Annotated in this window: 21 protein-coding genes; 5 read left to right on the top strand and 16 right to left on the bottom strand. The window is 45.3% G+C overall.

Annotation, left to right across the window (positions count from 1 at the left end; all coding sequences use genetic code 11):
- Positions 1-236: 236 nt before the first annotated feature.
- From tnpB to NQ489_RS04860, 12 genes are all read right to left on the bottom strand, one after another.
- The gene (gene tnpB, locus NQ489_RS04915; protein WP_227945591.1) at positions 237-1,334 is read right to left on the bottom strand and encodes an IS200/IS605 family element RNA-guided endonuclease TnpB; all 1,098 of its coding nucleotides are present in this window, start codon (positions 1,332-1,334) and stop codon (positions 237-239) included.
- Positions 1,334-1,756, bottom strand: coding sequence for an IS200/IS605 family transposase (tnpA, locus tag NQ489_RS04910; RefSeq protein ID WP_059086115.1), 423 nt, complete (start codon positions 1,754-1,756; stop codon positions 1,334-1,336). Before tnpA ends, tnpB begins: the two co-directional genes overlap by 1 nt.
- Before the next feature lie 264 nt (positions 1,757-2,020).
- Positions 2,021-2,677: an HD domain-containing protein gene (locus NQ489_RS04905; protein WP_021652193.1), complete on the bottom strand. Its 657-nt coding sequence runs from the start codon at positions 2,675-2,677 to the stop codon at positions 2,021-2,023.
- A 68-nt stretch (positions 2,678-2,745) separates the two neighbouring features.
- The gene (locus NQ489_RS04900) at positions 2,746-4,116 is read right to left on the bottom strand and encodes a PhoH family protein (RefSeq protein ID WP_021652192.1); all 1,371 of its coding nucleotides are present in this window, start codon (positions 4,114-4,116) and stop codon (positions 2,746-2,748) included.
- A 143-nt stretch (positions 4,117-4,259) separates the two neighbouring features.
- Entirely contained in the window at positions 4,260-5,408 is a 1,149-nt protein-coding gene (locus NQ489_RS04895) for an iron-containing alcohol dehydrogenase (RefSeq protein WP_021652191.1), read from the bottom strand.
- 18 nt (positions 5,409-5,426) lie between these two features.
- Positions 5,427-6,644, bottom strand: a complete 1,218-nt coding sequence (locus NQ489_RS04890) for an aspartate aminotransferase family protein (RefSeq protein WP_021652190.1) — start codon at positions 6,642-6,644, stop codon at positions 5,427-5,429.
- Positions 6,641-7,321, bottom strand: coding sequence for a cytidylate kinase-like family protein (locus NQ489_RS04885; protein WP_021652189.1), 681 nt, complete (start codon positions 7,319-7,321; stop codon positions 6,641-6,643). Before NQ489_RS04885 ends, NQ489_RS04890 begins: the two co-directional genes overlap by 4 nt.
- A 13-nt stretch (positions 7,322-7,334) precedes the next feature.
- Positions 7,335-8,078 (bottom strand): amino acid ABC transporter ATP-binding protein, encoded by a 744-nt coding sequence (locus NQ489_RS04880; protein ID WP_276530704.1) that lies wholly within the window; start codon positions 8,076-8,078, stop codon positions 7,335-7,337.
- 10 nt (positions 8,079-8,088) lie between these two features.
- On the bottom strand, positions 8,089-8,853 hold the full coding sequence (locus NQ489_RS04875; RefSeq protein WP_021652187.1) for an amino acid ABC transporter permease: 765 nt from the start codon (positions 8,851-8,853) through the stop codon (positions 8,089-8,091).
- 18 nt (positions 8,854-8,871) lie between these two features.
- Positions 8,872-9,744 carry a transporter substrate-binding domain-containing protein gene (locus tag NQ489_RS04870; RefSeq protein WP_044961899.1) on the bottom strand — a complete coding sequence of 291 codons (873 nt, stop codon included), beginning with the start codon at positions 9,742-9,744 and terminating at the stop codon, positions 8,872-8,874.
- 228 nt (positions 9,745-9,972) lie between these two features.
- Complete coding sequence (locus NQ489_RS04865) at positions 9,973-11,247, bottom strand: PucR family transcriptional regulator (RefSeq protein WP_021652185.1); 1,275 nt, start codon at positions 11,245-11,247, stop codon at positions 9,973-9,975.
- A 168-nt stretch (positions 11,248-11,415) separates the two neighbouring features.
- Positions 11,416-12,687, bottom strand: coding sequence for an MFS transporter (locus NQ489_RS04860; RefSeq protein WP_044961897.1), 1,272 nt, complete (start codon positions 12,685-12,687; stop codon positions 11,416-11,418).
- A gap of 576 nt (positions 12,688-13,263) precedes the next feature.
- Between NQ489_RS04860 and pdxS the strand changes: the two genes are divergently transcribed.
- Together pdxS and pdxT are read left to right on the top strand one after the other, a co-directional pair.
- Positions 13,264-14,145: a pyridoxal 5'-phosphate synthase lyase subunit PdxS gene (gene pdxS / locus NQ489_RS04855; RefSeq protein ID WP_044961895.1), complete on the top strand. Its 882-nt coding sequence runs from the start codon at positions 13,264-13,266 to the stop codon at positions 14,143-14,145.
- Positions 14,145-14,720: a pyridoxal 5'-phosphate synthase glutaminase subunit PdxT gene (gene pdxT / locus NQ489_RS04850; protein WP_021652182.1), complete on the top strand. Its 576-nt coding sequence runs from the start codon at positions 14,145-14,147 to the stop codon at positions 14,718-14,720. The genes pdxS and pdxT overlap by 1 nt, the downstream gene beginning before the upstream one ends.
- A 158-nt stretch (positions 14,721-14,878) precedes the next feature.
- On the opposite strand, the gene NQ489_RS04845 is transcribed toward pdxT, so the two are convergent.
- The 3 genes from NQ489_RS04845 to NQ489_RS04835 all read right to left on the bottom strand — a co-directional run bounded on the left by NQ489_RS04845 (position 14,879) and on the right by NQ489_RS04835 (position 17,509).
- Positions 14,879-16,003, bottom strand: coding sequence for a DUF362 domain-containing protein (locus tag NQ489_RS04845; RefSeq protein WP_021652181.1), 1,125 nt, complete (start codon positions 16,001-16,003; stop codon positions 14,879-14,881).
- Positions 16,004-16,102: 99 nt separating this feature from the next.
- Positions 16,103-16,570, bottom strand: coding sequence for a DUF2284 domain-containing protein (locus NQ489_RS04840; RefSeq protein ID WP_044961893.1), 468 nt, complete (start codon positions 16,568-16,570; stop codon positions 16,103-16,105).
- A 66-nt stretch (positions 16,571-16,636) separates the two neighbouring features.
- Positions 16,637-17,509, bottom strand: a complete 873-nt coding sequence (locus NQ489_RS04835) for a LysR family transcriptional regulator (protein ID WP_044961890.1) — start codon at positions 17,507-17,509, stop codon at positions 16,637-16,639.
- 155 nt (positions 17,510-17,664) lie between these two features.
- On the opposite strand from NQ489_RS04835, the gene NQ489_RS04830 reads away from it, so the two are divergent.
- From NQ489_RS04830 to sdaAA, 3 genes are read left to right on the top strand one after another with little or no spacing between them, the layout of a single operon-like run.
- On the top strand, positions 17,665-18,885 hold the full coding sequence (locus NQ489_RS04830; protein WP_021652178.1) for a dicarboxylate/amino acid:cation symporter: 1,221 nt from the start codon (positions 17,665-17,667) through the stop codon (positions 18,883-18,885).
- A 5-nt stretch (positions 18,886-18,890) separates the two neighbouring features.
- Positions 18,891-19,559: an L-serine ammonia-lyase, iron-sulfur-dependent subunit beta gene (gene sdaAB, locus NQ489_RS04825; protein WP_015527273.1), complete on the top strand. Its 669-nt coding sequence runs from the start codon at positions 18,891-18,893 to the stop codon at positions 19,557-19,559.
- Between the two features lie 20 nt (positions 19,560-19,579).
- Entirely contained in the window at positions 19,580-20,449 is an 870-nt protein-coding gene (gene sdaAA, locus NQ489_RS04820; RefSeq protein WP_021652177.1) for an L-serine ammonia-lyase, iron-sulfur-dependent, subunit alpha, read from the top strand.
- A gap of 146 nt (positions 20,450-20,595) precedes the next feature.
- Here the strand turns inward: sdaAA and NQ489_RS04815 are convergent, their stop codons facing one another.
- Complete coding sequence (locus NQ489_RS04815) at positions 20,596-21,375, bottom strand: GTP pyrophosphokinase (RefSeq protein WP_021652176.1); 780 nt, start codon at positions 21,373-21,375, stop codon at positions 20,596-20,598.
- Positions 21,376-21,596: the final 221 nt, after the last annotated feature.

Genomic DNA, 21,596 nt, shown 5'->3' with positions numbered 1-21,596 from the left:
TCTCTCCACCATCTGCGCATATCTTTTTCACCAAATTCTCTGTTTCTTGTATTATGTCGTCTCACGGTTTCTTCAAACGACAGATCAAATTGACACTCCCCACAGCTAAAGCAGGGGGATTCTTGCTTCTCCCACTACTGCATTGGCAAACACCTTACGGTACTGCAATGTCTTACACAGTGTCCACAAGCTATATTTATACTGTTCCCGTATGCCCTACGGTACAGTTTTTATCTTTATGCAGACTGCATCTGCAGTCCTTTTTTCAGAATATTGATACTTGCATTCGTATCCCGGTCATGAACCGCATGGCATTTGGGACACTCCCAGATACGAATGCCCAGATTTTTTATCCGTGGATTTCTGTAGCCACAACAGCTGCAGGTCTGACTGCTCGGATACATCGTTGGTACTCTGTGAATTTCATTTCCATACCAGCCAGCTTTATATTCCAGCATTTCAAAAAATTTTGCCCAGGAAACACTCGCTATCGATTTTGACAGTTTATGATTCCGGATCATCCCCTTTACATTCAGATCTTCAATACAGATGGTTTGGTTTTCACGCACCAGCATCGTTGACTGTTTCTGCAGGAAATCATTCCGCTGATTGGTTACTTTCTCATACACTCTTGCCACCCTGATCCGCTGCTTCTCGCGGTTATGGGAATCTTTTTGTTTTCGGGAAAGCCTGCGCTGTTCTCTTATGAGTTTTCGCATTGAGCGTTCCAGATATCTGGGATTTGATACCGTATTTCCATTACTGTCGGAGTAGAACGCTTTGATCCCGACATCAATCCCTATCGTTCCGCCAGCATTTGAGCGTGGTTCCGGTTCAAAATCAACATTTAAAACCGCAAAATATTTTCCAGCCGGTGTGTGCTCAATGATCACGTGATTAATCTTTTCCACTTCCATCGACTGCCGTATTTTAACAGATCCAAGTTTCGGAAGTTTGATATATCTTCCCACAATACGAATATTATCTTTTTGATTTACCGTTCTGTATGACTGGAACCGGTTATGTTTACTTTTGAATTTTGGATAGGAAGCCCGTTTCTGAAAGAAATTCACAAATCCCCGGTCGAGATCCCGCAAAGACTGCTGTAATGCAATGGAATCTGCTGCTTTCAGAAAGGCAAACTCCTCTTGCTTTTTCAGTTCAGTCAGCATGGCGGAAGTCTGGGAATAGCCGATCTTTTCCCCATTTTCATAGCCTTCCTTACGCATGGCAAGTCCCCGATTGTAGATGAACCGGCAACATCCCAGGGTCTGATGGATGAAGTTTTTCTGTTCTCTGTTCGGGTAGATTCTGAATTTAATTCCTTTTTGCATTATCCCATCTTATCCTTTTGTCTCTGCGATGTTTTCTGGTTTTCAATATACTGTTTTACTGTTTCCAGCGGAGCACCGCCCACCGTCGATACAAAATAGCTGTTTGTCCAGAGAGTCGGCATTTTCGTTTTAAGATAGGGAAATTCCTGTCTTAAAATTCTGGACGTATAGCCTTTAAATGACTTTACAGCTTTGTGGATGCCAAACTGAGGATCTACTTCCAAAAGCATATGAACATGGTCTGGCATGATCTCCATTTCCAGAATGTCTACAGAAAGATTTGCAGCATACTCTGTGAGCAGCTCCTTCAGCCGGACGTCCACACCATTAATTAATACTTTTCGTCTATACTTTGGACACCATACTACATGGTATTTACAGGAATAGACGACATTGTTGTTTGATTTATATGTTGTGTTCATATTTGTATTATACTATAGTTTATTAGTTGATACAATTACTATTTTGTCCATCTTCAATTACTTGCATAAATTCGATGGACGCGTCTTATATCCCCATAGCTGAAGCAAAGGGTTTTACGACGCATTGGATAATATAATTTTCACACCATAAAAATTCCCCTGAACGCGGATAATTTTCCGTATCCAGGGGATTCTTCTTTCTTCTCTATAATTGCCAGCTCATTACCATCATATTGGTCCGGATTTTCCCGAAAGCTACTCTGTTCAAAGTACTTTTCGTCCGTTTACAGTCAGCTTGAAGGTTGTTCCCAAAATTTCTGCTGATTTTCTGCAGAACATCATCCGATCAAGAAAAATCTCAAAATAGTCATACATGGAACAGATATTTTCATCGATCTGAAGGTTCAGTGCGATCACAGATTTTTCTTCATCAATCTTAAGCTTCGAATCTGTCACAGCATAATTCACACGATCGTGAATATCAAACGCAGATCTTTCCTTCTGGCGTACACGGCTTCTTCTGACATCAGTTTTGTCCGCAATGATAAGTGCTGCTGATATAACATCTTCCGGGCTTCCTGTTGATTCATCGTGATTTCCGATTGCAGCTATGACAGTTACTCTGTCCTCAAGAGACATGTTGGTATCCTTCAGCAGATCATTTGCAAGAAGGGCACCGTATTCCGCATGATGGTTTCTGTTAATCGCATTTCCGATATCATGCATATATCCGGCGATTTTTGCAAGCTCGATCTCATGCTCCGGATAGCCTAGTCTTTTCAGGATCTTCCCGGCCTGATGTGCTACCTGAACACAATGTGCCTGTGAATGATCTGTAAATCCAAGCTGTCCCAGGTTTGAATTTCCCTTTTTCAGATATGCATTGATTTCCTTATTATTCGCTACATCCTTATACTTCAAGTTTTTTTACTCTCCCTACGTGTTTCGTGCAGATATTCCCACTCTGCTTATGCTTCTTAGCCATATAGTCAGAGTCTCTTTATTGCGTCCATTGCCAGCGATGATCTCTCGCATTCTTCAGCTGACAATGTGATCTGCCAGCAAAGAGGACTATCCACCATATGTTTCGCCGCATAGCTTAAACCATTTGTCCTTTCATCCAGAAAGGGCCTGTCGATCTGCTGCGGATCTCCCAGCAGTATGATCTTCGTTCCCTGGCCTGCTCTTGTGATAATGCCCTTTACCTGATTTGGTGTCATATTCTGAGCTTCATCAATGATCAGATATGTCTTCGCAATAGACCTTCCTCTGATGAAATTCAATGCTTCCGTCTGAATGATTCCACGTTCAAAAATCTCCGCTATCTTATCACTCAGCTCGTCTTCATCTTCATATCTCTTCTTTTCATCCGAATCAAGGATCTGTTCCAGATTATCGATCACCGGTCTCATCAAAGGTGCTATTTTTTCCTTTTCATCGCCCGGCAGAAATCCTATATCATCGTCAAACTGTGCGTTGGGTCTGCATACGATCACACGGCGATATTCCTGTGCCGGATTGTTATATACCTTTTCCATTCCAACAGCAAGCGAATAAAATGTTTTCGCGGTTCCCGCCATTCCTTTGATGATAACAAGGGGAGCTTCTTTTGCATCTGTCATAAGGGCTTCCTGCATAAAATATTGTCCGACATTTCTCGGTGATATTCCATAGGGCTTGCTTTTTTTGTAAACAAGCTGGACTATCTTTCCTGAGGATACTCTTCCAAGAAGTGTCTTTTTTGTAGACTGATCCGGCTTCAGTATCACAAATTCATTCTCATGAAATTCCGGTATGGTATGATTTCCTTCCTCGTCACTCTGATAAACCTCTTCAAGAGAAATTCCTTTTTTCTTGAACTCCTTGACCTTATCTTCCGGAATGTATACTTCTGTACGACCGGTATACTGTGCATCATCATCTGAGATCTGCTCACGCTCAAAATCCTCTGCCTGAATTCCCATGATCTGTGCCTTCAGACGAAGTACGATATCCTTTGTCACCAGAATAACCTGCTCATCTGTTTCCGCAAGACCTCTGCATACCTTCAGGATCCTGTTATCCGGTTTGTCATCCGGAAGATCCGGCGGCAGCTCTACGTGTACAAAATTTTTTTCAATACGCAGAATACCACCGCCGGAAAGTGCTACTCCCTGTAACAGATCACCCTTCTGCCTGTACCATTCCAGCTTTCGGACTGCGGCTCTTGCATTGATTCCTTTTTCGCCCTCTGCCTTTTTAAGTCCATCCAGTTCTTCCAGCACCACCAGCGGAAGTACCAGATTATTGTCCTCAAAACACTCCAATGCATATGGAGCCTGGATCAGTACATTCGTATCTATCACATAGGTTTTTATCATATATGCATGCGCTCCTTTTCTGACTTCTGTCCCTTTTTCAGAAAATATGGTAGCATGCTTATTTTTTCGGTACTATCTCATTATTATGATTTTTGTATAAAATTATCGTAAAATCTTCTATTCCATGATGAAGCGGAACCTTCCTACAGTGCCTCTTTATACAGTGCCAGGATATCCTCCCGAACGGTTTTCTGAGGATTTATCGCAATGTTTCCGCTTTTCATGGCATCCTCTGTCATCTGTGCAAAATACTCATCCGTAACCCCTGCATCCGATAATTTCGCCGGGATCCCAACCTGTGTATTCAGCTCACGGACTGCCTGCTCCAGCATTCCTTTTGAAAACTCAGACTCACATTTCTTTTCCGTGGAAATATAATTATAAATCTTCTGATATTTTCCGAAGGCTGCCTCTTCGTTATATTTCACGATATACGGAAACAGGATTCCGTTTGCAACACCGTGAGGCACATTGAAAAAAGCACTGACCGGATGGCTCATGGCATGGATATTTCCAAGTCTTGCCCAGGAAAAAGCAATCCCGGCAAACAGAGAGCCTGCCAGCATATCGGAAGCTGCTTCCAGATTGCTGCGGTCTGCCACGTAGGTGCGGATGCTCCGCCCGATCAGCTCCATCGCTTTTTCGCTCATTGCCTCGGAAAATGGAGATGCGTCCAGAGAAACGTAGGATTCCTCTGCGTGGATCAGCGCATCGATCCCGCAGGCAGCCGCCACGGAAGCAGGTGCGGAGGTAAGAAGCAGCGGATCCAGAAGTGCATAAGCCGGGATCAGCTTATAGGAAAATACTGTAAGCTTGTAATTTCGTTTGTGATCGGTAATAACAGAAAAAGCCGTAACCTCTGAACCGGTTCCGGCAGTTGTGGGAATAGCGATCAGTGGGATGATCTCCCCCGGAACCTTGTCCGCACCTTCATATTCTGTGATGCTGCCGCCGTATTTCGCCACAACGCCTACTGCTTTTGCCACATCCATAGGGGAACCGCCGCCAAGAGCAACAATAAAATCCGCCCCGCTTGTCAGGAATGCTTCAGCTGCACGTTCCACAGTCTCCACCGATGGATTTCCTTCTGTATCACAGAAGGTGCTGACTGCAATGCCGGCCTGTGTAAGGATTTCTTCACACTGCCCCACTACGCCAAGTCTGTTCAGTGTGGGGCCGGAAATGATAAAGCCATGTTTTCCGCCAAGCTTCCCGGCTGCCCCGGGAAACTCCTTTAATACACCTTCACCAAAAAGAATATTCTGCGGTACGGAAAATGTAAATCTTTTCATGCTGTTCGTCTCCTCTGCTTATTCTGAAAGTGCATTTACCGTCTCTTCAATGATGGCAGCCGCCTGATCACAGTCTTCCTCTGTAATGATCAGCGGCGGTACCATACGGATGGTATGTGCTCCGATGGCAGTGATCAGGAGATGTCTGTCAAGACAGCCATGCTTTACATCCACACCGGAAATAGTATCATCAAATTCCACACCTACCAGAAGACCCTGACCACGAACCTCTTTTACATGAGGGATCTTTGCAAGCTTTTCCATAAAATAAGCTCCCATTTTTGCCGCATTGCCAGCCAGATCTCTGTCAAGAAGTTCACCAACCTCGGCCAATGCTGCAGCACAGGAAACCGGATGTCCGCCGAAGGTTGTTCCGTGAGAACCAGGTGTGAAAGCTTTTGCCACTTCCTCTGTAGCACAGATCGCGCCGATCGGCATACCGCCTCCAAGTGCTTTTGCCATGGACACGATATCCGGTTTGATCCCGTAATGCATATAGCTCATCACCTTACCGGTTCTGCACCAGCCTGTCTGAACCTCATCAATAAGAAGGAGCATATCGTTCTCATCACAGAATTCCCGGAGTCCCTTCATAAATTCCATGGTTGCCGGATGGACACCGCCCTCGCCCTGTACAGGCTCTATCATAATGGCAATGGTATTTTCCGTGCAGGCATCTTTGAAAGCCTCAAGATCATTGTACGGTGCATAGGAAAATCCGTAGGTCATGGGACCAAAGCCAACCTGGCATCCGTTTCCCGGCTGTCCGGTGGCGGACATGGCGCCAAAGGTTCTTCCATGGAATCCCATTTTTGCAGTTACGATATGATAACGGTTCGGACCATATTTTTCGATTCCGTATTTTCTTGCCATTTTGATCATGGCCTCATTTGCCTCTGTACCGGAGTTCTGGAAAAAGATCTTATCCATTCCGATGGTTGTGCAGACCTTTTCAGCAAGAAGAGCCTGGGGAATGGTGTACGGATAGTTGAAGGTATGCATCAGTGTCTGCGCCTGGTCTACAACCGCTTTTACTACCTTCTCATTGCAGCTTCCTGCGGAGTTTACTGCGATACCTGCATAAAAATCCAGATATTTTTCGCCCTTCTCATTGTAGATATACTGGTCTTTTGCACTTTCTGCCAGAAAATCCATTCTCTCATAGGTCTCGATCATGTATTTGTTTACTTTTTCCTTGATATCCTCAAATGTCAGTCCTGTTTCTTCCAGCTTCATTTCTTTTCCTCCCCTTTTGTGATCTGTTCTGATAAGATCTGTTCCCGTGTGATCAGACCCTTCATCACCAGATATTCTTCGATCATCTTTACGCATCCTGCAATTCCGACTTTTTCACTGTTCAGCGTCATATCGTAGTTGACGGGATTGGTCCAGTAATTACCTTTTGTATAATATTTATAATAGTCCGCTCTGTACTTATCTGTATTCTCAATGGTGGCTGCTGCCACATCTGAGGATACCTTCATCCTCTGCATGGTCCGCTCCAGACAGAAGGCACGCGGCGCTTCGATATAGATACTTACCACATTTTTTCTGCCCTTTAAGACATAATCCGCACATTTTCCGACAATCACGCAGGATTCCTGATCTGCCAGGTTTCTGATGATCTGTGACTGATACTCAAACAACCGGTCATCGGAAACAAATTTCTCATTTCTTGCAATGTACTGCCTGGATCTGGGCAGCCCTTTAAGGAATCCTGTAAATCCTCCGTTATTCCGGATACGCTCATTGATATCCAGGAAGAGCTTTTCATCCAGTCCGCTCATCTGGCTTGCCAGTGTCAGGATACGGTTTTCATAACAGTGGATCCCAAGATCTTTTGCCAGCATGGAGGCGATTTCCTTTCCGCCGGTTCCAAAACCTCTGGCAAAGGTTACAATAAAATTTTCCATTTTATACTCCTTCCTATCCTGCCAGATAACGGCTCAAAAATTCTCTGGTACGGGCATTTTTAGGATTTTTAAACAGCTCCGCCGGAGGTGCATCCTCCACAATGTAACCCTGATCCATAAAAATCGTCCTAGTGGAAACATCTCTGGCAAATGCCATCTCATGAGTCACAATGATCATGGTAAGGCCTGTGGTCGCCAGCTCCTTCATAACATTTAAAACCTCGCCTACCATCTCCGGGTCCAGTGCTGATGTAGGTTCATCAAAAAGCAGGACCTCCGGATTCATGCAGAGCGATCTTGCAATGGCAACCCTCTGCTTCTGTCCACCGGAAAGCTGTGTTGGATTTGCATTGATAAACGGTGCCATTCCTACCTGCTTCAGATGTGTGATCGCCCTGTCAAAGGCTTCTTCCTTTGACAGATGAAGGACTTTTCTTGTACAGAGCATACAGTTCTGAAGAACAGTCATGTTATTAAAGAGATTAAATGACTGAAATACCATGCCGACCTTTGACCGGTAATCATTGATCTCCTTCTGGACTGCTCCGATCTCTTTTCCATGATAGCGGATCTTTCCGCTGGTCTGGGTTTCCAGCTTGTTGATACAGCGAAGCAGAGTGGATTTTCCGGAACCGGAGGAACCAACGATACAGATGATCTCACCCGGCTCCACGTTGAAATCGATTTTTCGCAGTACCTCATGCTGCCCGAATGCTTTACTTAATTCCTCAACGGATATGATTGCATCACCCATTATTTTTCCCTCCTTACGGATTTTCCATATATTCCACTGCCAGTGCGTAGTTCTCTGTTTTCTTCACCTTCTTTTCAAGGAATGTAAACAGACGGTTGAATACAAAGCAGAGTACAAAATAGATCACTGCAATAACAAGATAGGATTCAAAATATTTATAATAATTTCCGCCTACAGTTTTCGCTGCCATAAACAGCTCCTGAACTGCGATAACATTCAGAACGGAAGTCATTTTCAGATTTGTAAGAAATGTATTTGCCATCTCAGGGATGATGTTTTTGAAGGCCTGTGGAAGTACTACATAGATCATGGTCTTCATAGGTGACATTCCCATGGCCCAGGCGCCTTCTCTCTGTCCCATATCAATGGAACCGATGCCGGCTCTGACAGTTTCTGCCATGTAAGCTCCGGTGTTCAATACCGTTACCATAACACCTGCAAACAATGGTGTAATATTCACATTTGCCTGACGGATACCATAATACAGGACCATTGCCTGAACGATCATTGGCGTATCTCGGAAAACCTCCACATAGATCCTGCAGATTGCCTTTAAGATTTTAAAAATTCCTTTTTTCAGAATGCTGTCGCCTTCATTGATACGGATATCCTGGATGATACCGATGATATAGCCCAGCAGGAAACCAAGAATGGTTCCTGCTACAGCTATATAGAGAGTCAGCCAGGTTCCTTCCAGAAACATACTGGAATATTTTTTTGCCAGAAAGATCATCCATTCCAGGGAATTGGAAGGATCTGTGATTGAAAAGCCTAACATATCTCCACCTCACTTGGACTAGTTCGCTGCCGGCTGCTGTGTCAGAACAGTATCCATCAGCTCATCCATTTTCTCTTTATCGTTCCAGCCGATGTCATCCATAGCACCCTGCAGCTTATCTCTCAGCTCTGTGTCATCTTTTCTTGTTGCGATGCAGACATTGACCATTTCATCATCATCTTTAAAGGTATCCTTCTCATCCAGGTTGATGATCTTCAGATCCTTGTTTGTCAGTGCTGCTGATTCTGCTGTAGGAACATCTACAACGCAGACATCTGCAACTCCGTTGGAGATTGCCATAAAGCACTCTGATGTTGTCTCATAGTTTCCGGACTGCTCTGCACCGTCGATCTGATCCAGAAGCGGTACCCATCCGGTTCCAAGCTGTGTGGTAACCTTACAGCCTGTTCCTGCAAGATCGGAAAGACCTTTGACATCGTCATATTTGCCGCCTGCCTTTACCACGATACAGTTATCTCTGTAATAATATGGTTCTGTAAAAGCATATGATTTTTCTCTTTCTGCCGTTTTTCCCATACCTGCGATGATACAGTCATAATCGCCGGCATCCATGGAGATTCCGATGGAGGACCACTCAACCTTGTGGATCTCCAGCTTCATTCCAAGCTGATCTGCAAGCTTCTGGGCTACTGCCACATCGTAGCCATATGCGTAATAATCACTGTCGTAAATAGGTTCTGCCTTGCTTCCGTCCGGGGTTGTGTCTGTATCCTGGGTCCAGTTGAACGGTGCATATGCACATTCCATACCAACCCTTAACACATCCTTATCGGATTTGTCTGCTGCCCATGTGGAAGCTGCTGTAGATGCTAACATTGCTGCGGAAATAATACCTGTGATCACCATTTTGCCTAAAAGATTTTTTTTCATATTCGTTTCCTCCTCTTCTACATAGCTGGCACAAAACATATTTAACTGGTCGACCTGAACGTTTTCGCCTGTAAACAAAAAGGGCGCTGAAAGAAATTTTTTATTTCCTTCAACGCCTTCGTTGTTTGATAGACTTCATTATACTCAGAAGAAGCCTTTCGTCAACTTTTATTTTGCACAAACAAACTATTCATTTTGCACAGTGTTGTAAATATATGAACCTGCTCTTCAGGAAAACATCAGCTGTTTGATCAGGATACAGTTTATCATATCCAGATATTCCATATAGTCATCCAGCTCAAAATCTATCAGCTCCTGGATCTTATTCATCCGGTACTGCAGGGAATTTCTGTGGATAAAAAGTTCCTTCGCCGTTTTTCCGACGCTGAACCCGTTCATGTAATAGGCAAGCAGGGTATCCAGAAGAAACGTTCCGTTGGCATGATCATATTCCTCCAGCTTTCCCAGCCGTTCATTGCAGTAATTCAGGATCTCATCATGGTTGTCGTTATTGAACAGATACTGATAGATTCCCATGGCTGTTGCACTTAAGACTTTCTTGTGCTTGGGATTTGGAAGTATGTCTTTTTTGGGGATCAGACGCTTTGCCTCCTGATAGCTGGTGCCGAAATCTGCCGGATTGGTGTAGATACCGCCCAGGATACAGGTGCTTCGGATGGTTCCGTGAAACTGCGGACTGGCATCGATCTTCTGCAGAACCTTCTCCAGCTCATGTTCAATGCTTTTGTCTTTTTTTGCCTCAAAAAGAAGAACAAACTTGTTAAGAAACCTGAGGAACATGGGCTTTCCTTCCATTTCCATAACTTCCTGGTTCAGATAATTGGCATAATATTCATAGATATGTTCATCCTGTTCCAGATTGATGCCGTACTTCCGGTCAGCCACAATGATCCCGACTCTGCAGGGTGTGGTAAAGTTGATCCCGAACTGCTGGGAGATTTTTTCGATATAGCGATCATTAATATCATAGCCAAACAAAAGATTGTAAAGATAATCTCCCATCCGTTTATTCTGCATTTCATATTCCAGGATGATCTTTCCCACACTCTGGGCAATATCCACAAAAGAAGCTCCTTCCCACCGGATGTAAAACAGCGGAAGCTTCAGTTCATTTGCTTTGTCGATCATCTCCTTCGGGACGGGCTCCTTGTCATCGGTGATAGAGATCCCAAAGCCGGAAATTCCAAGCCCATACAGTTCTTCCATGGCTTTCTGTGCTTCTTCCAGGTCAAACCGGACATAGTCCACCACACACAGGGCAAAATTCCCCTGGTTCATATGCTCCTCAAAAGGCCGGGTCTGCACCATATAGGTCCATGTGACAGGTCTTGTGAGACCTTTTTCCCCGGCGATCAGTTCCACTCCGTCCAGCTGCAGTTCCAGTATATCCTGACAGGTGATCATATGCATCAACTCCTTATTTTTGCAGTATTTCACACACTCGCATCCATAAACAGGCAAAACAATATCTGATTTTCTCATCCTTCCGTTATCCTAGCAGAAATATCTGATTCCGGCAACTCATAAAAAAACCTGGAAGAACTCAGCCACAGGCACATTATTTCTTCCAGGTTTTTCTGTTTTCAGATTCTCAGTCAGCTGTTTTTGATCCGGCAGCCGGCACAGCTCTGCATCCAGTTACATTCAGATTTATTCTGCCTGTGGTTTGCGTACCTGTGCTGTACCCTTCTTTGCTCCGACAGATTTTTCAGCATGCTCTTTCACAAGATTTCGTCCAAGCAAAGTCAGGCATACAAATGCGATCACTGCAAAAACAGCTCCGATCCCAAATACCACGTTCATCTCATAACCATTGCTGCTCACCAGACCGGAGATCGCCGGTGCGCCAAAGGTTGCGAATACGATACCGAACATAACAAATCCATAATTTTCTCCGGTGTGTTTCATTCCGAAAATGGAGCTTGTCAGAGATGGAAAGCTTCCCATGATGCCGCCATAGCAGCCGTACATCAGCACAACGGCAACCGTTACTGCCAGGGATCTTGATACAGCGAGAACTCCCATAGCGATCACTGCCACGATCAGCACTCCTTTGATGCAGACAATCCTGCCCACTTTATCTGCCAGTGTGGGAAGCACCAGTCTTGCTCCTGCATTGACAATGGATCCAAGCATAACGGCACTGACTGCCACTGCAGACGGGATTCCAAGGTCGATCTGGTAGGTCTGGGATACCGGTGAAACCATAAAATAAGAAATCAGTCCAAAGAACATGGTCGCAAGAAGAAGATAAAAATTCTTTGTTCTCATCATCTCTCCGGATGTATACTGCTTCATCTCCGGTGTCCCGGACTTTTCCGCAGAGCCACCTGCGTTCACCAGACTCTTATCGGGTGCCTGAAAAAAGATACCGCACAGGATCCAGGAAATCGTGATGGCCACGCCAACGATCAGAAGGGTTTTCTGCACACCTTCCGCTTCCAGCAGCTTTCGACTCAGCGGTGCCAGGAAAAATCCACAAAGTCCGTTGGCAGTTACCACAACGCCGGAAGCAAATCCGGTACGGTCCGGAAACCATCTTTGTACTGTTGCCAGGATCACCGTATAGATCATTCCCTGACCAAATCCCTGCATCACTCCATAGGAGAGATACATAGGAAGCGGTGTGGGAACGATCAGAAATGCGGATGCCAGGATTCCTGCTGCAAAGATCCCGCCTCCGATCCATACAATCGTCTTTTCCTTAAAGCGGTTCTGCATCCTTCCGCCTACGATATTTCCGAATACAAAGGTGCTCAGTGCCAGATAAAAGCACATGGATGCCTGTCCCTGGCTCCAGCCTGCCTGCTCCATCACATAAGGCTGGTAAATAGACCATACATGGGGATATCCTGTAAAAAAGATCGCGAAAGCTCCGAATATCATAGTCAGCAGACGCTGTTTTTTCTGTGTTCCTGTCATAATTTCCTCCTCTGAAAAAGATTTCCGGCCTGCTCTGTACTCTCTGCCCACAGAATGCAGCCTGTTTCTGTACACACGATCTGCACGTTTTCCTGCACATTAGCTTCACTTATCTTTGATATTCTTTTGTTTGCGTGCTATTTTCTTTTATTTGCGTGTCAAATGCGTGTTAATTATGTTGTGTGTATGTTATCACACGCAGTCTTATTATGCAATATAAATTTACAGCTTTTTCTGTTTTCTCATTTTTATCCAAAGTTTACGGTTATTTCTTTGTATATTATTCACAACGGCGTTGTTTTATGCACGCATGTGCACGCGTTAATTCTTGTATGAAATCCTTATTTCATCTAATATATTTCAAATTTTGATCCTTTTCCCGCAGCAAAAAGCACGCATTTTAAGCAGGCGTGCTTTTCCGTTTTTTTATCTCTTTTTCACTTTATCTGTTCACAGTCTCATAACTGTCCCTTAAAAAATTATCTATATTGGATATTTTTAAATACACAAGTAAGTTTTATAATCTGGAACCAACAGAAATCAAACACAAAATCAATGATTACGGAGGAAAAGATCATGTCTGCAACAAATGAAAGATATAAACTGAACAAAGAACTGGCACAGATGTTAAAGGGCGGTGTGATCATGGATGTCACAACACCTGAGCAGGCAAAAATTGCCGAGGCTGCCGGTGCCTGTGCGGTTATGGCCCTGGAGCGTATTCCTGCCGATATCCGTGCAGCAGGCGGTGTTTCCCGAATGAGTGACCCGAAAATGATCGAAGGGATCCAGAACGCAGTTTCCATTCCTGTTATGGCCAAATGCCGTATCGGACATTTTGTGGAAGCACAGGTACTGGAAGCCATTGAGATCGACTATATTGATGAAAGTGAAGTTCTTTCTCCTGCTGATGATGTTTATCATATTAATAAAAGAGAATTCAAAGTTCCTTTTGTATGCGGTGCAAAAGATCTTGGAGAGGCACTCCGCCGCATCAATGAAGGTGCTTCCATGATCCGTACAAAGGGTGAGCCCGGAACCGGTGATATCGTTCAGGCAGTCCGCCATATGCGAAAAATGAACAGCGAGATCGCAAAGCTTACCAGTATGCGTGAAGATGAACTTTTTGAGGCTGCAAAAACTCTCCAGGTTCCTTATGAACTGGTATCCTATGTACATGACAACGGCAGACTTCCGGTTGTAAACTTTGCTGCCGGCGGCGTTGCCACTCCTGCAGATGCCGCTCTTATGATGCAGCTTGGCGCCGAAGGTGTCTTCGTCGGTTCCGGTATCTTTAAATCCGGAAATCCGGCAAAAAGAGCTGCTTCCATCGTAAAAGCAGTTACCAACTACACCGATGCCAGACTGATCGCAGAGCTTTCCAGAGATCTTGGCGAAGCTATGGTCGGGATCAATGAACAGGAAATCGCCTTACTGATGGCAGAAAGAGGCAAATAATGACAATTGCGGTACTGGCTTTACAGGGTGCTTTTGCAGAGCACGAAAAGGTTCTTGACCGCCTCAGCGTTTCTCATATCGAGCTGCGCCAGGCAGGTGATCTTAAAAAGCCCTTCGACGCTCTGATCCTTCCGGGCGGGGAAAGCACTGTTCAGAGCAAGCTATTAAAAGAGCTTGATATGTTTGAGCCCCTGAAAAAAAGAATCGAAAACGGAATGCCCGTTCTGGCTACCTGTGCCGGACTGATCCTTCTGGCTTCTGAGATCGAAGGACAGGACAGCTGTCATTTTGGCACCATTCCCATGTGTGTGCGCAGAAATGCCTACGGAAGACAGCTTGGAAGCTTTCATACGGAAGAAACGGTTAAATCTGTGGGCAAAGTTCCCATGACCTTTATCCGTGCGCCTTATGTGTCTGACGTCCACGATGGTACAAGGGTTCTGGCTTCTGTCGAAGACCGGATCGTTGGCGTACAGTACAATGATCAGCTGGCCTTTGCTTTTCACCCGGAACTGGATGAAGACACCCGGATCCATGAAAGATTTCTGGAGATCGTCCGGGATTCCTGCAGCTGAAACTCCGGGATAACAGCCTCTTTTCATCACATGAAATTGTTTTCTGAAAACGAATGCCACCAGGCACACCTGTAAAAAGATGTAAAAATCCGGGAACACAGAGTAATATGAACTGTGTTCCCGGATTTTCTGATATTTTCTGAGCTTTATTTCTCAGCTTATTTGATTGTCTTCAGCTCATACTCCCTGGTTCCCAGACCGATCTTTTCTGCCTGATCCAGAGTTGCCTTCCACTCAATATTCGGATTGGAATCCTTAAAGTGGTCATGATGACAGTGCCATCCCGGCTCTGCCAGATGCTCTCCAAGCTGGCTGTTGGCGATCGGTGTTGCCTTCAGACAGGCATCTGCACAGGCCTGATCCAGTGCAACCGGGTCAAAGCTTGCGAACATTCCGATATCCGGAAGGATCGGCGCATCATTTTCACCATGGCAGTCACAGTTAGGGCTGATATCCTGTACCAGTGCAATATGGAAATGAGGACGTCCGTGACAGACAGCCTGTGCATACTCTGCCATCTTGCGGTCAAGAAGCTCGTTTGCACTGCTATTCGGATTGTATACGGCATCATAGCTGCAGGCGCCGATACAGCGGCCACAGCCTTTGCATTTATCGTAATCGATAACTGCTTTCTTGTTTACATATGTGATCGCATCACTTCCGCACTCTTTCGCACAGCGGCGGCAGCCACGACAGACATCTTCATGGATGGCCGGCTTTCCGCTGGCATGCTGCTGCATTTTTCCGGCACGGCTTCCGCAGCCCATACCGATATTCTTCAGGGCGCCGCCAAAGCCGGTTGCCTCATGTCCCTTGAAATGGCTGAGACTGATAAAAATATCTGCATCCATGATAGCATGTCCGATCAGGGCAGTTTTGCAGTATTCTCCGTTTACTACCGGAACTTCTACTTCATCGGTTCCTCGAACTCCGTCACCGATGATGATCTGACATCCGGTTGTGATCGTGTTAAATCCGTTAAGATTTGCACAGTCCAGATGCTCCAGTGCATTCTTTCTGCTTCCCGGATAAAGAGTATTACAATCTGTCAGGAACGGCATTCCGCCCTGCTCCTTACAGAGATCTGCGACTACCTTTGCATAGTTCGGACGAAGGAATGCCATATTTCCAAGCTCTCCGAAATGCATCTTGATGGCTACGAATTTTCCATCCATATCGATATCTTTGATTCCTGCGGCAACGCAGAGTTTTTTCAGTTTGTCCAGCTGGCTGGTTCCCACCGGACATCGAAAATCAGTGAAATAAACTGTTGATTTCTCCATTCTGGTTTCCCTCCTGTTTGATCATTTCAAAATAAATTTACCCTTTTCCTGACAATATGTCCAGTTTTTACACAAAAAATATATAAAAAATGCGCTACGCTACTCTCGAAAAAGGATCTGCGAAAAATACCGGAACTTTCCATCATTGGTCCAGCACTGCATTCCCACAGCATCTGCCATCTTCTGCGCATCTACACAGTAGGCAGACATACAGGAATTATGCTTGTACGGCCCGGCGCTCATGATCAGAAGATCTGTTTTTCCGCACTCTTTCATCTTCTCTGCGAACTGCTCTGTCAGCTTATTATGTGCAAGCTTGGCTTTTCTGTAATCCATGAGTCTGTCCTGTGTCGTCTGGAGCACCAGTGTGTTCTCATAGCCCAGGGCACGTTCCTTCATTTCTTCTACGGTTCCGCTTTCCGGTGGACATGCAGGATTTTTATCATAATTGCCACAGGCATTTTCTTCACAGAAAACACGGTATTCCGGCACAAACACCAGCTTATCGGTTTTCATGACCGCAGCATCGGAAAAGCCAAGCTTCTTTGCTTCTTCAATAAAATCCATTTTTCTCTCTCCTGTGTTTTTTCTTTTATAGTGCCACATTTTATTTGTATTTACAAGCACAGACTTTCACTCTGCTGCCAGGCGGATAAACTCCTCCATCTCTCTCGTCTTAAACTTATTCTTATGGTAAAAAATCTGCCGGTACATGGATATCTCCACATCCTCCACATGTAAAAGGGCAATTCTTCCTTTCCGGATATCTCGCTCCACAGCCAGATAGGGAAGGAAGGAAAGTCCGTGATTCTTTTCCAGCATGCGGATGATAAAGGCGGTATCACTGATCTCCAGCACCGGTGACAGAGCCTGCTTCTTAAGCGCCAGCTGCTGATCCAGGGCCTGCCGGTAATTGGCATTCTTTTCCGTGAGAAAAAAAGGCTCTTCCAGGATATCCCCCATCTTCAGCGTCTTTCCGGCAAATTCCGAATCTGCGGAGGCCACAAATACCACAGGTTCAGCTTTCTCCATTACTTTGATCCAGTTCTGGTCCCACCTTGGAGTGTCCAGTATGTAAATAAGATCAAGCCCGTTATGCTCCATCATCCGTATCAGCTGTTCCGGTGTATCAATAGTCACCTGCAGGCTGACCTTCGGGTGAAGCTGGCGGAATTTACTCAGGACCGAAGGGAGCTTGGCAGTACACAGGGATTCGATCGTCCCGATATGCAATGGATTTTTCAGTTCTGCATCATCATTCATTGACTTTTTTGCTTTATTTACATCATATAAGATCCTGCTTGCATGCTCCATAAACTCTTTTCCGGACGGAGTAAGCACCACACGCTTTCCTGTTCTGTCAAAAAGTCTTGTTTCCAGCTCATTTTCCAGAAGACGGATCTGGACAGTGATCGCTGACTGGGTGTATCCCAGAACCTCTGCTGCCCTTGAAAAGCTCTGAAGCTGTGCTACATGTACAAACGTCTCCAACTGACGGATTTCCATGATTTTCTCCCTTTTACTATGAAATTTTTTCATCGTGATGATGAAATCTGTGAATTTGCCTTATTTTTATGTCAATGTTACAATACAATCACGAGGACGTCAATCGTATTTTTGTGCAAAATGAATAAATTCATACTTAGGAGGAAAGAATCCAAATGGAAAAGAAAAAAATCAAGATCGGACTTGTGCCAAAGCTGATCATTGCCATCATCGTAGGTATCCTGTTCGGCCAATTCCTTCCGGAAGGCTTCTGTCGCTTTGTTGTAACCCTTTCCGGATTTTTCAGTACCTTTCTGAAATTCGTCATCCCGCTGATGATCCTTGCCTATGTGACCATGGGTATTGCGGATCTTTCACAGGGTGCCGGAAAGCTTCTCCTGATCACAGTGGCTCTGGCTTATGGCTCCACTCTGATCGCAGGTTCCGCATCCTATCTGGTATCATCCAGCCTGTTCCCGCACTTTATGAGTGAAGGTGCACTGGACCAGATCGCAGCTACCGCAGACGCATCTCTGACACCGTTTTTCTCTATCACACTGGAACCGGTCATGGATACTCTTTCTGCTGTTGCCCTTGCCTTTGTCATGGGACTGTGCCTCTCTTCCATGCGTGGAAAAGAAATGGGAAACAGCCTTTATAACGGAATGAGCGACTTTTCCAAGATCATTGACAAAGTCCTTCATACCATTATCATCCCGCTGCTTCCGCTTTACATCTGCGGAACCTTCACAGATATGACTATTTCCGGAAAAACCTTTGCCATCTTAAGCATCCTCTGGAAGGTATTCCTTGTTGTTATCATCATGCACCTGATCTGCATTACGATCCAGTTCGTGATTGCAGGTACTGTCAGCAAAAAGAATCCTTTCACTCTGATCAAAAATCAGATTCCGGGATACACAACTGCTCTGGGAACCCAGTCTTCCGCAGCTACCATCCCGGTCAACCTGGAATGTGCAAAGAAGGATGGCGTATGTGAGCAGATCCGCAACTTCGTAGTACCGCTCTGTGCAAACATCCACATGGCCGGTTCCATGATCACCATCACAGCCTGTGCTACTGCAGTCTGCCTTATGAACCAGCTGCCCATCAGTCTCGGGATCATCGTTCCGTTCATCATGACTCTCGGTGTTGCCATGGTTGCATCTCCCGGTGCTCCCGGCGGTTCCATCATGACTGCCCTTCCATTCCTTTACATGGTATTCGGAGCGGAAGCCGGTGATCCGGACGGTGCCATCTGTGCTATCATGGTTGCCCTTTACATTACCCAGGATTCCTTCGGAACTGCCTGCAATGTATCCGGTGACAACGCCATCGGCGTGATCGTTGACACTATTTATAAGAAATTTATCGCAAAAACACCACAGGAGAATTAAGCAAAATGTCTTTTATCAGTGTATTTGACGTTATGGGTCCCAACATGATCGGCCCTTCCAGTTCTCATACCGCAGGGGCTGCGCGTATTGCTTTCCTTGCCCAGAAGATGATCACGCCGCCCCTGAAAAAAGTAGAATTCATCCTTTACGGTTCCTTCGCCAGAACATACAAGGGACACGGTACAGACCGTGCCCTCCTTGGCGGGATCATGGGCTTTTCCACAGATGACATGCGTATACGGAATTCTTTTGACATTGCCAGGGAACAGGGGATCGACTTTTCCTTTACTCCAAATGAAGCGGAAACGGATGTACACCCCAACACGGTAGATATCCATATGGTCAATGAACAGGGACAGGAAATGACAGTCCGGGGGGAATCGCTGGGCGGCGGCAAGGTCCGTATTGTGGAGATCAACCACGTAAAGGTGGATTTCACCGGCGAATACAGTGCCATCATCGTGATCCATCAGGATACTCCTGGTGTTGTGGCCTACATCACCAGATGCTTAAGTGAACGTAACATTAACATTGCCTTCATGCGTCTCTTCCGTGAATCCAAAGGAACCACGGCCTATACCATCGTGGAATCCGACGGTCATCTCCCGGAAGATATCGTAGAAAGCATTCACCGGAACACCAACATCCATGATGTCATGGTTGTTCAGATGTAGGGAAAAGGAGGATGTGTTTTATGGATTTCAAAAATGCCAAGGAACTCCTTGCTCTCTGCCAGGAAAAAAAGCTTCCGATTTCCGAAGTAATGCGCCAGCGTGAGATCCTTCTCGGTGAAACCACTGCTGAAATCGTGGACCAGCGCATGGACCGTGTTCTGGAGATCATGAAGGACGCTGCTTTTTCCCCCATCAAAGATCCGGTGATATCTATGGGCGGACTGATCGGCGGTGAAGCCCGAAGACTCTGCGAATTTCATGACCTGGGAAAAAGCCTGTGCGGAGATGTTCTCGGAAAGGGTATCACCTACGCTATGGCAACCCTTGAGACCAACGCTTCCATGGGACTTATCGTTGCCTCTCCTACTGCCGGCAGTGCCGGGATCGTTCCCGGAATGATGCTTGCTCTTCAGGAGGTCTACGGCTTTTCCGATAAAAAGATCCGCCAGGCACTATTTAATGCAGGCGCCATCGGCTATCTTGCCATGCGTAATGCAACAGTTGCAGGTGCTGTCGGCGGATGTCAGGCTGAGGTCGGAATCGCTTCCGCAATGGCTGCTTCCGCTGCTGTGGAACTTCTTGGCGGTACACCTCTTCAGTGTACTTATGCGGCTTCCACCGTTCTTATGAATATGCTCGGTCTTGTGTGTGACCCGGTAGGCGGCCTGGTGGAATATCCCTGCCAGAACCGTAATGCAGCCGGTGTTTCCAATGCCCTTATCGCAGCGGAAATGTCACTGGCCGGTATCACCCAGTTCATCCCTCTGGATGAGATGATCGATACCATGTATACCGTAGGCAAAAAGCTCCCTGCAGAGCTTCGTGAAACTGCTCTCGGCGGCTGTGCGGCCACACCGTCTGCCTGTGAGAAGTGTCATCTTTGCAGTTAATGAACAGGGTATAACACATAATAAACAGAGCTTCAACTGAAACAACTCAAACAACAAAACGGAGGATTCCCGAACTTCTTTTTCCAGGAATTCTCCGTTTTCTTTTGGGCATGCGGACATTTTACAGCTCTGCTGTTTTTTATGTATCAGATCTTCTCGATCTTATTTCTCAATTTCAGCATTCTGTAGTCCAGATTTGCAATTTCTTCTGCATATTTTTTTAATTCTGATTCAATTTCCGCATTATCTCTTTTTTTATAATACAATTCGTATTCTAACACAGACCAGTAATCCATTGCAATGGTCCGAAGCTGTATTTCCACCAGCTCCTTCTGTTCACCGTCCGCAGAATAGATCGGAACCTTTACAATAAGATGAAGACTTTTGTAACCGTTTTTCTTTGGATTTCTGATATAGTCCTTGATCCGGATGATTTCGATATCTCTCTGCATTTCCAGAAATTCTGCCACCTGGTAAAGCTCATCCTCAAAAGGACAGACCACGCGGATTCCAATGAGATCCTTCAGGTTTTTCCTGGCTGTGTCAAAATCCGGTTCCAACCCCTTTTTCAGAAGCTTCGCATAAATACTTTCCGCACTTTTGATCCGACTGGTAGTCTGACTGATCACAGTACGCTTTTTCTGCCCGGAAAGCTCTGCATTGATCATCTTAAGCTTCGCCATAAGGATATCGATGGCAGCCTTACAACGGAGGCGATAATCCGCATCTTTGATATAACTGTCGATCGCTGCAGTTTTTTCTTTTGCCAGCTTCTGATGCTCCGGTTCCAACGGATCCGGCTTTCTGCTTTTCTCCGCTTCCTGATCCGGATTTTCCTTTTCCTTCTCTTCTTTGACCTGTGCCAATCCCGTTTTAAAGGATTTCTGTTTTTTCCTTATTTTTTTCTTTGATTTCTTTTTTGTCATGCTTGTCTTATATTATATTTATTATTTTTCTTGTTCATCATATATATTATACCCGACACATGATATTTTTCATCAAATCAACGTAAGGCTATTGTTAAATCTATGGTAAAAAATCCTCCGAAAAGTCTCAGGATCCTATCTTCTGATATACCCGTGACTTCCCGAAGGATTTTTTCATACATAATTTTATTTTAACCGAATCAGACAAGTAGCGAAGCAGA

Origin of the sequence: Blautia sp. KLE_1732_HM_1032, assembly GCF_025147905.1 — a bacterium.
GTDB classification, from domain to species: domain Bacteria; phylum Bacillota; class Clostridia; order Lachnospirales; family Lachnospiraceae; genus Blautia_A; species Blautia_A fusiformis.
This window is presented reverse-complemented; position numbering and strand designations above follow the sequence as displayed.

Coding starts and splice junctions, on each gene's coding strand:
- tnpA (WP_059086115.1), bottom strand. CDS start 1,756: ATGAACACAACATATAAATCAAACAACAATGTCGTCTATTCCTGTAAA.
- NQ489_RS04900 (WP_021652192.1), bottom strand. CDS start 4,116: ATGATAAAAACCTATGTGATAGATACGAATGTACTGATCCAGGCTCCA.
- NQ489_RS04875 (WP_021652187.1), bottom strand. CDS start 8,853: ATGTTAGGCTTTTCAATCACAGATCCTTCCAATTCCCTGGAATGGATG.
- NQ489_RS04885 (WP_021652189.1), bottom strand. CDS start 7,321: ATGGAAAATTTTATTGTAACCTTTGCCAGAGGTTTTGGAACCGGCGGA.
- NQ489_RS04830 (WP_021652178.1), top strand. CDS start 17,665: ATGGAAAAGAAAAAAATCAAGATCGGACTTGTGCCAAAGCTGATCATT.
- tnpB (WP_227945591.1), bottom strand. CDS start 1,334: ATGCAAAAAGGAATTAAATTCAGAATCTACCCGAACAGAGAACAGAAA.
- NQ489_RS04870 (WP_044961899.1), bottom strand. CDS start 9,744: ATGAAAAAAAATCTTTTAGGCAAAATGGTGATCACAGGTATTATTTCC.
- NQ489_RS04840 (WP_044961893.1), bottom strand. CDS start 16,570: ATGGATTTTATTGAAGAAGCAAAGAAGCTTGGCTTTTCCGATGCTGCG.
- NQ489_RS04890 (WP_021652190.1), bottom strand. CDS start 6,644: ATGAAGCTGGAAGAAACAGGACTGACATTTGAGGATATCAAGGAAAAA.
- NQ489_RS04815 (WP_021652176.1), bottom strand. CDS start 21,375: ATGACAAAAAAGAAATCAAAGAAAAAAATAAGGAAAAAACAGAAATCC.
- sdaAA (WP_021652177.1), top strand. CDS start 19,580: ATGGATTTCAAAAATGCCAAGGAACTCCTTGCTCTCTGCCAGGAAAAA.
- pdxT (WP_021652182.1), top strand. CDS start 14,145: ATGACAATTGCGGTACTGGCTTTACAGGGTGCTTTTGCAGAGCACGAA.
- sdaAB (WP_015527273.1), top strand. CDS start 18,891: ATGTCTTTTATCAGTGTATTTGACGTTATGGGTCCCAACATGATCGGC.
- pdxS (WP_044961895.1), top strand. CDS start 13,264: ATGTCTGCAACAAATGAAAGATATAAACTGAACAAAGAACTGGCACAG.
- NQ489_RS04835 (WP_044961890.1), bottom strand. CDS start 17,509: ATGGAAATCCGTCAGTTGGAGACGTTTGTACATGTAGCACAGCTTCAG.
- NQ489_RS04845 (WP_021652181.1), bottom strand. CDS start 16,003: ATGGAGAAATCAACAGTTTATTTCACTGATTTTCGATGTCCGGTGGGA.
- NQ489_RS04895 (WP_021652191.1), bottom strand. CDS start 5,408: ATGAAAAGATTTACATTTTCCGTACCGCAGAATATTCTTTTTGGTGAA.
- NQ489_RS04860 (WP_044961897.1), bottom strand. CDS start 12,687: ATGACAGGAACACAGAAAAAACAGCGTCTGCTGACTATGATATTCGGA.
- NQ489_RS04865 (WP_021652185.1), bottom strand. CDS start 11,247: ATGAGAAAATCAGATATTGTTTTGCCTGTTTATGGATGCGAGTGTGTG.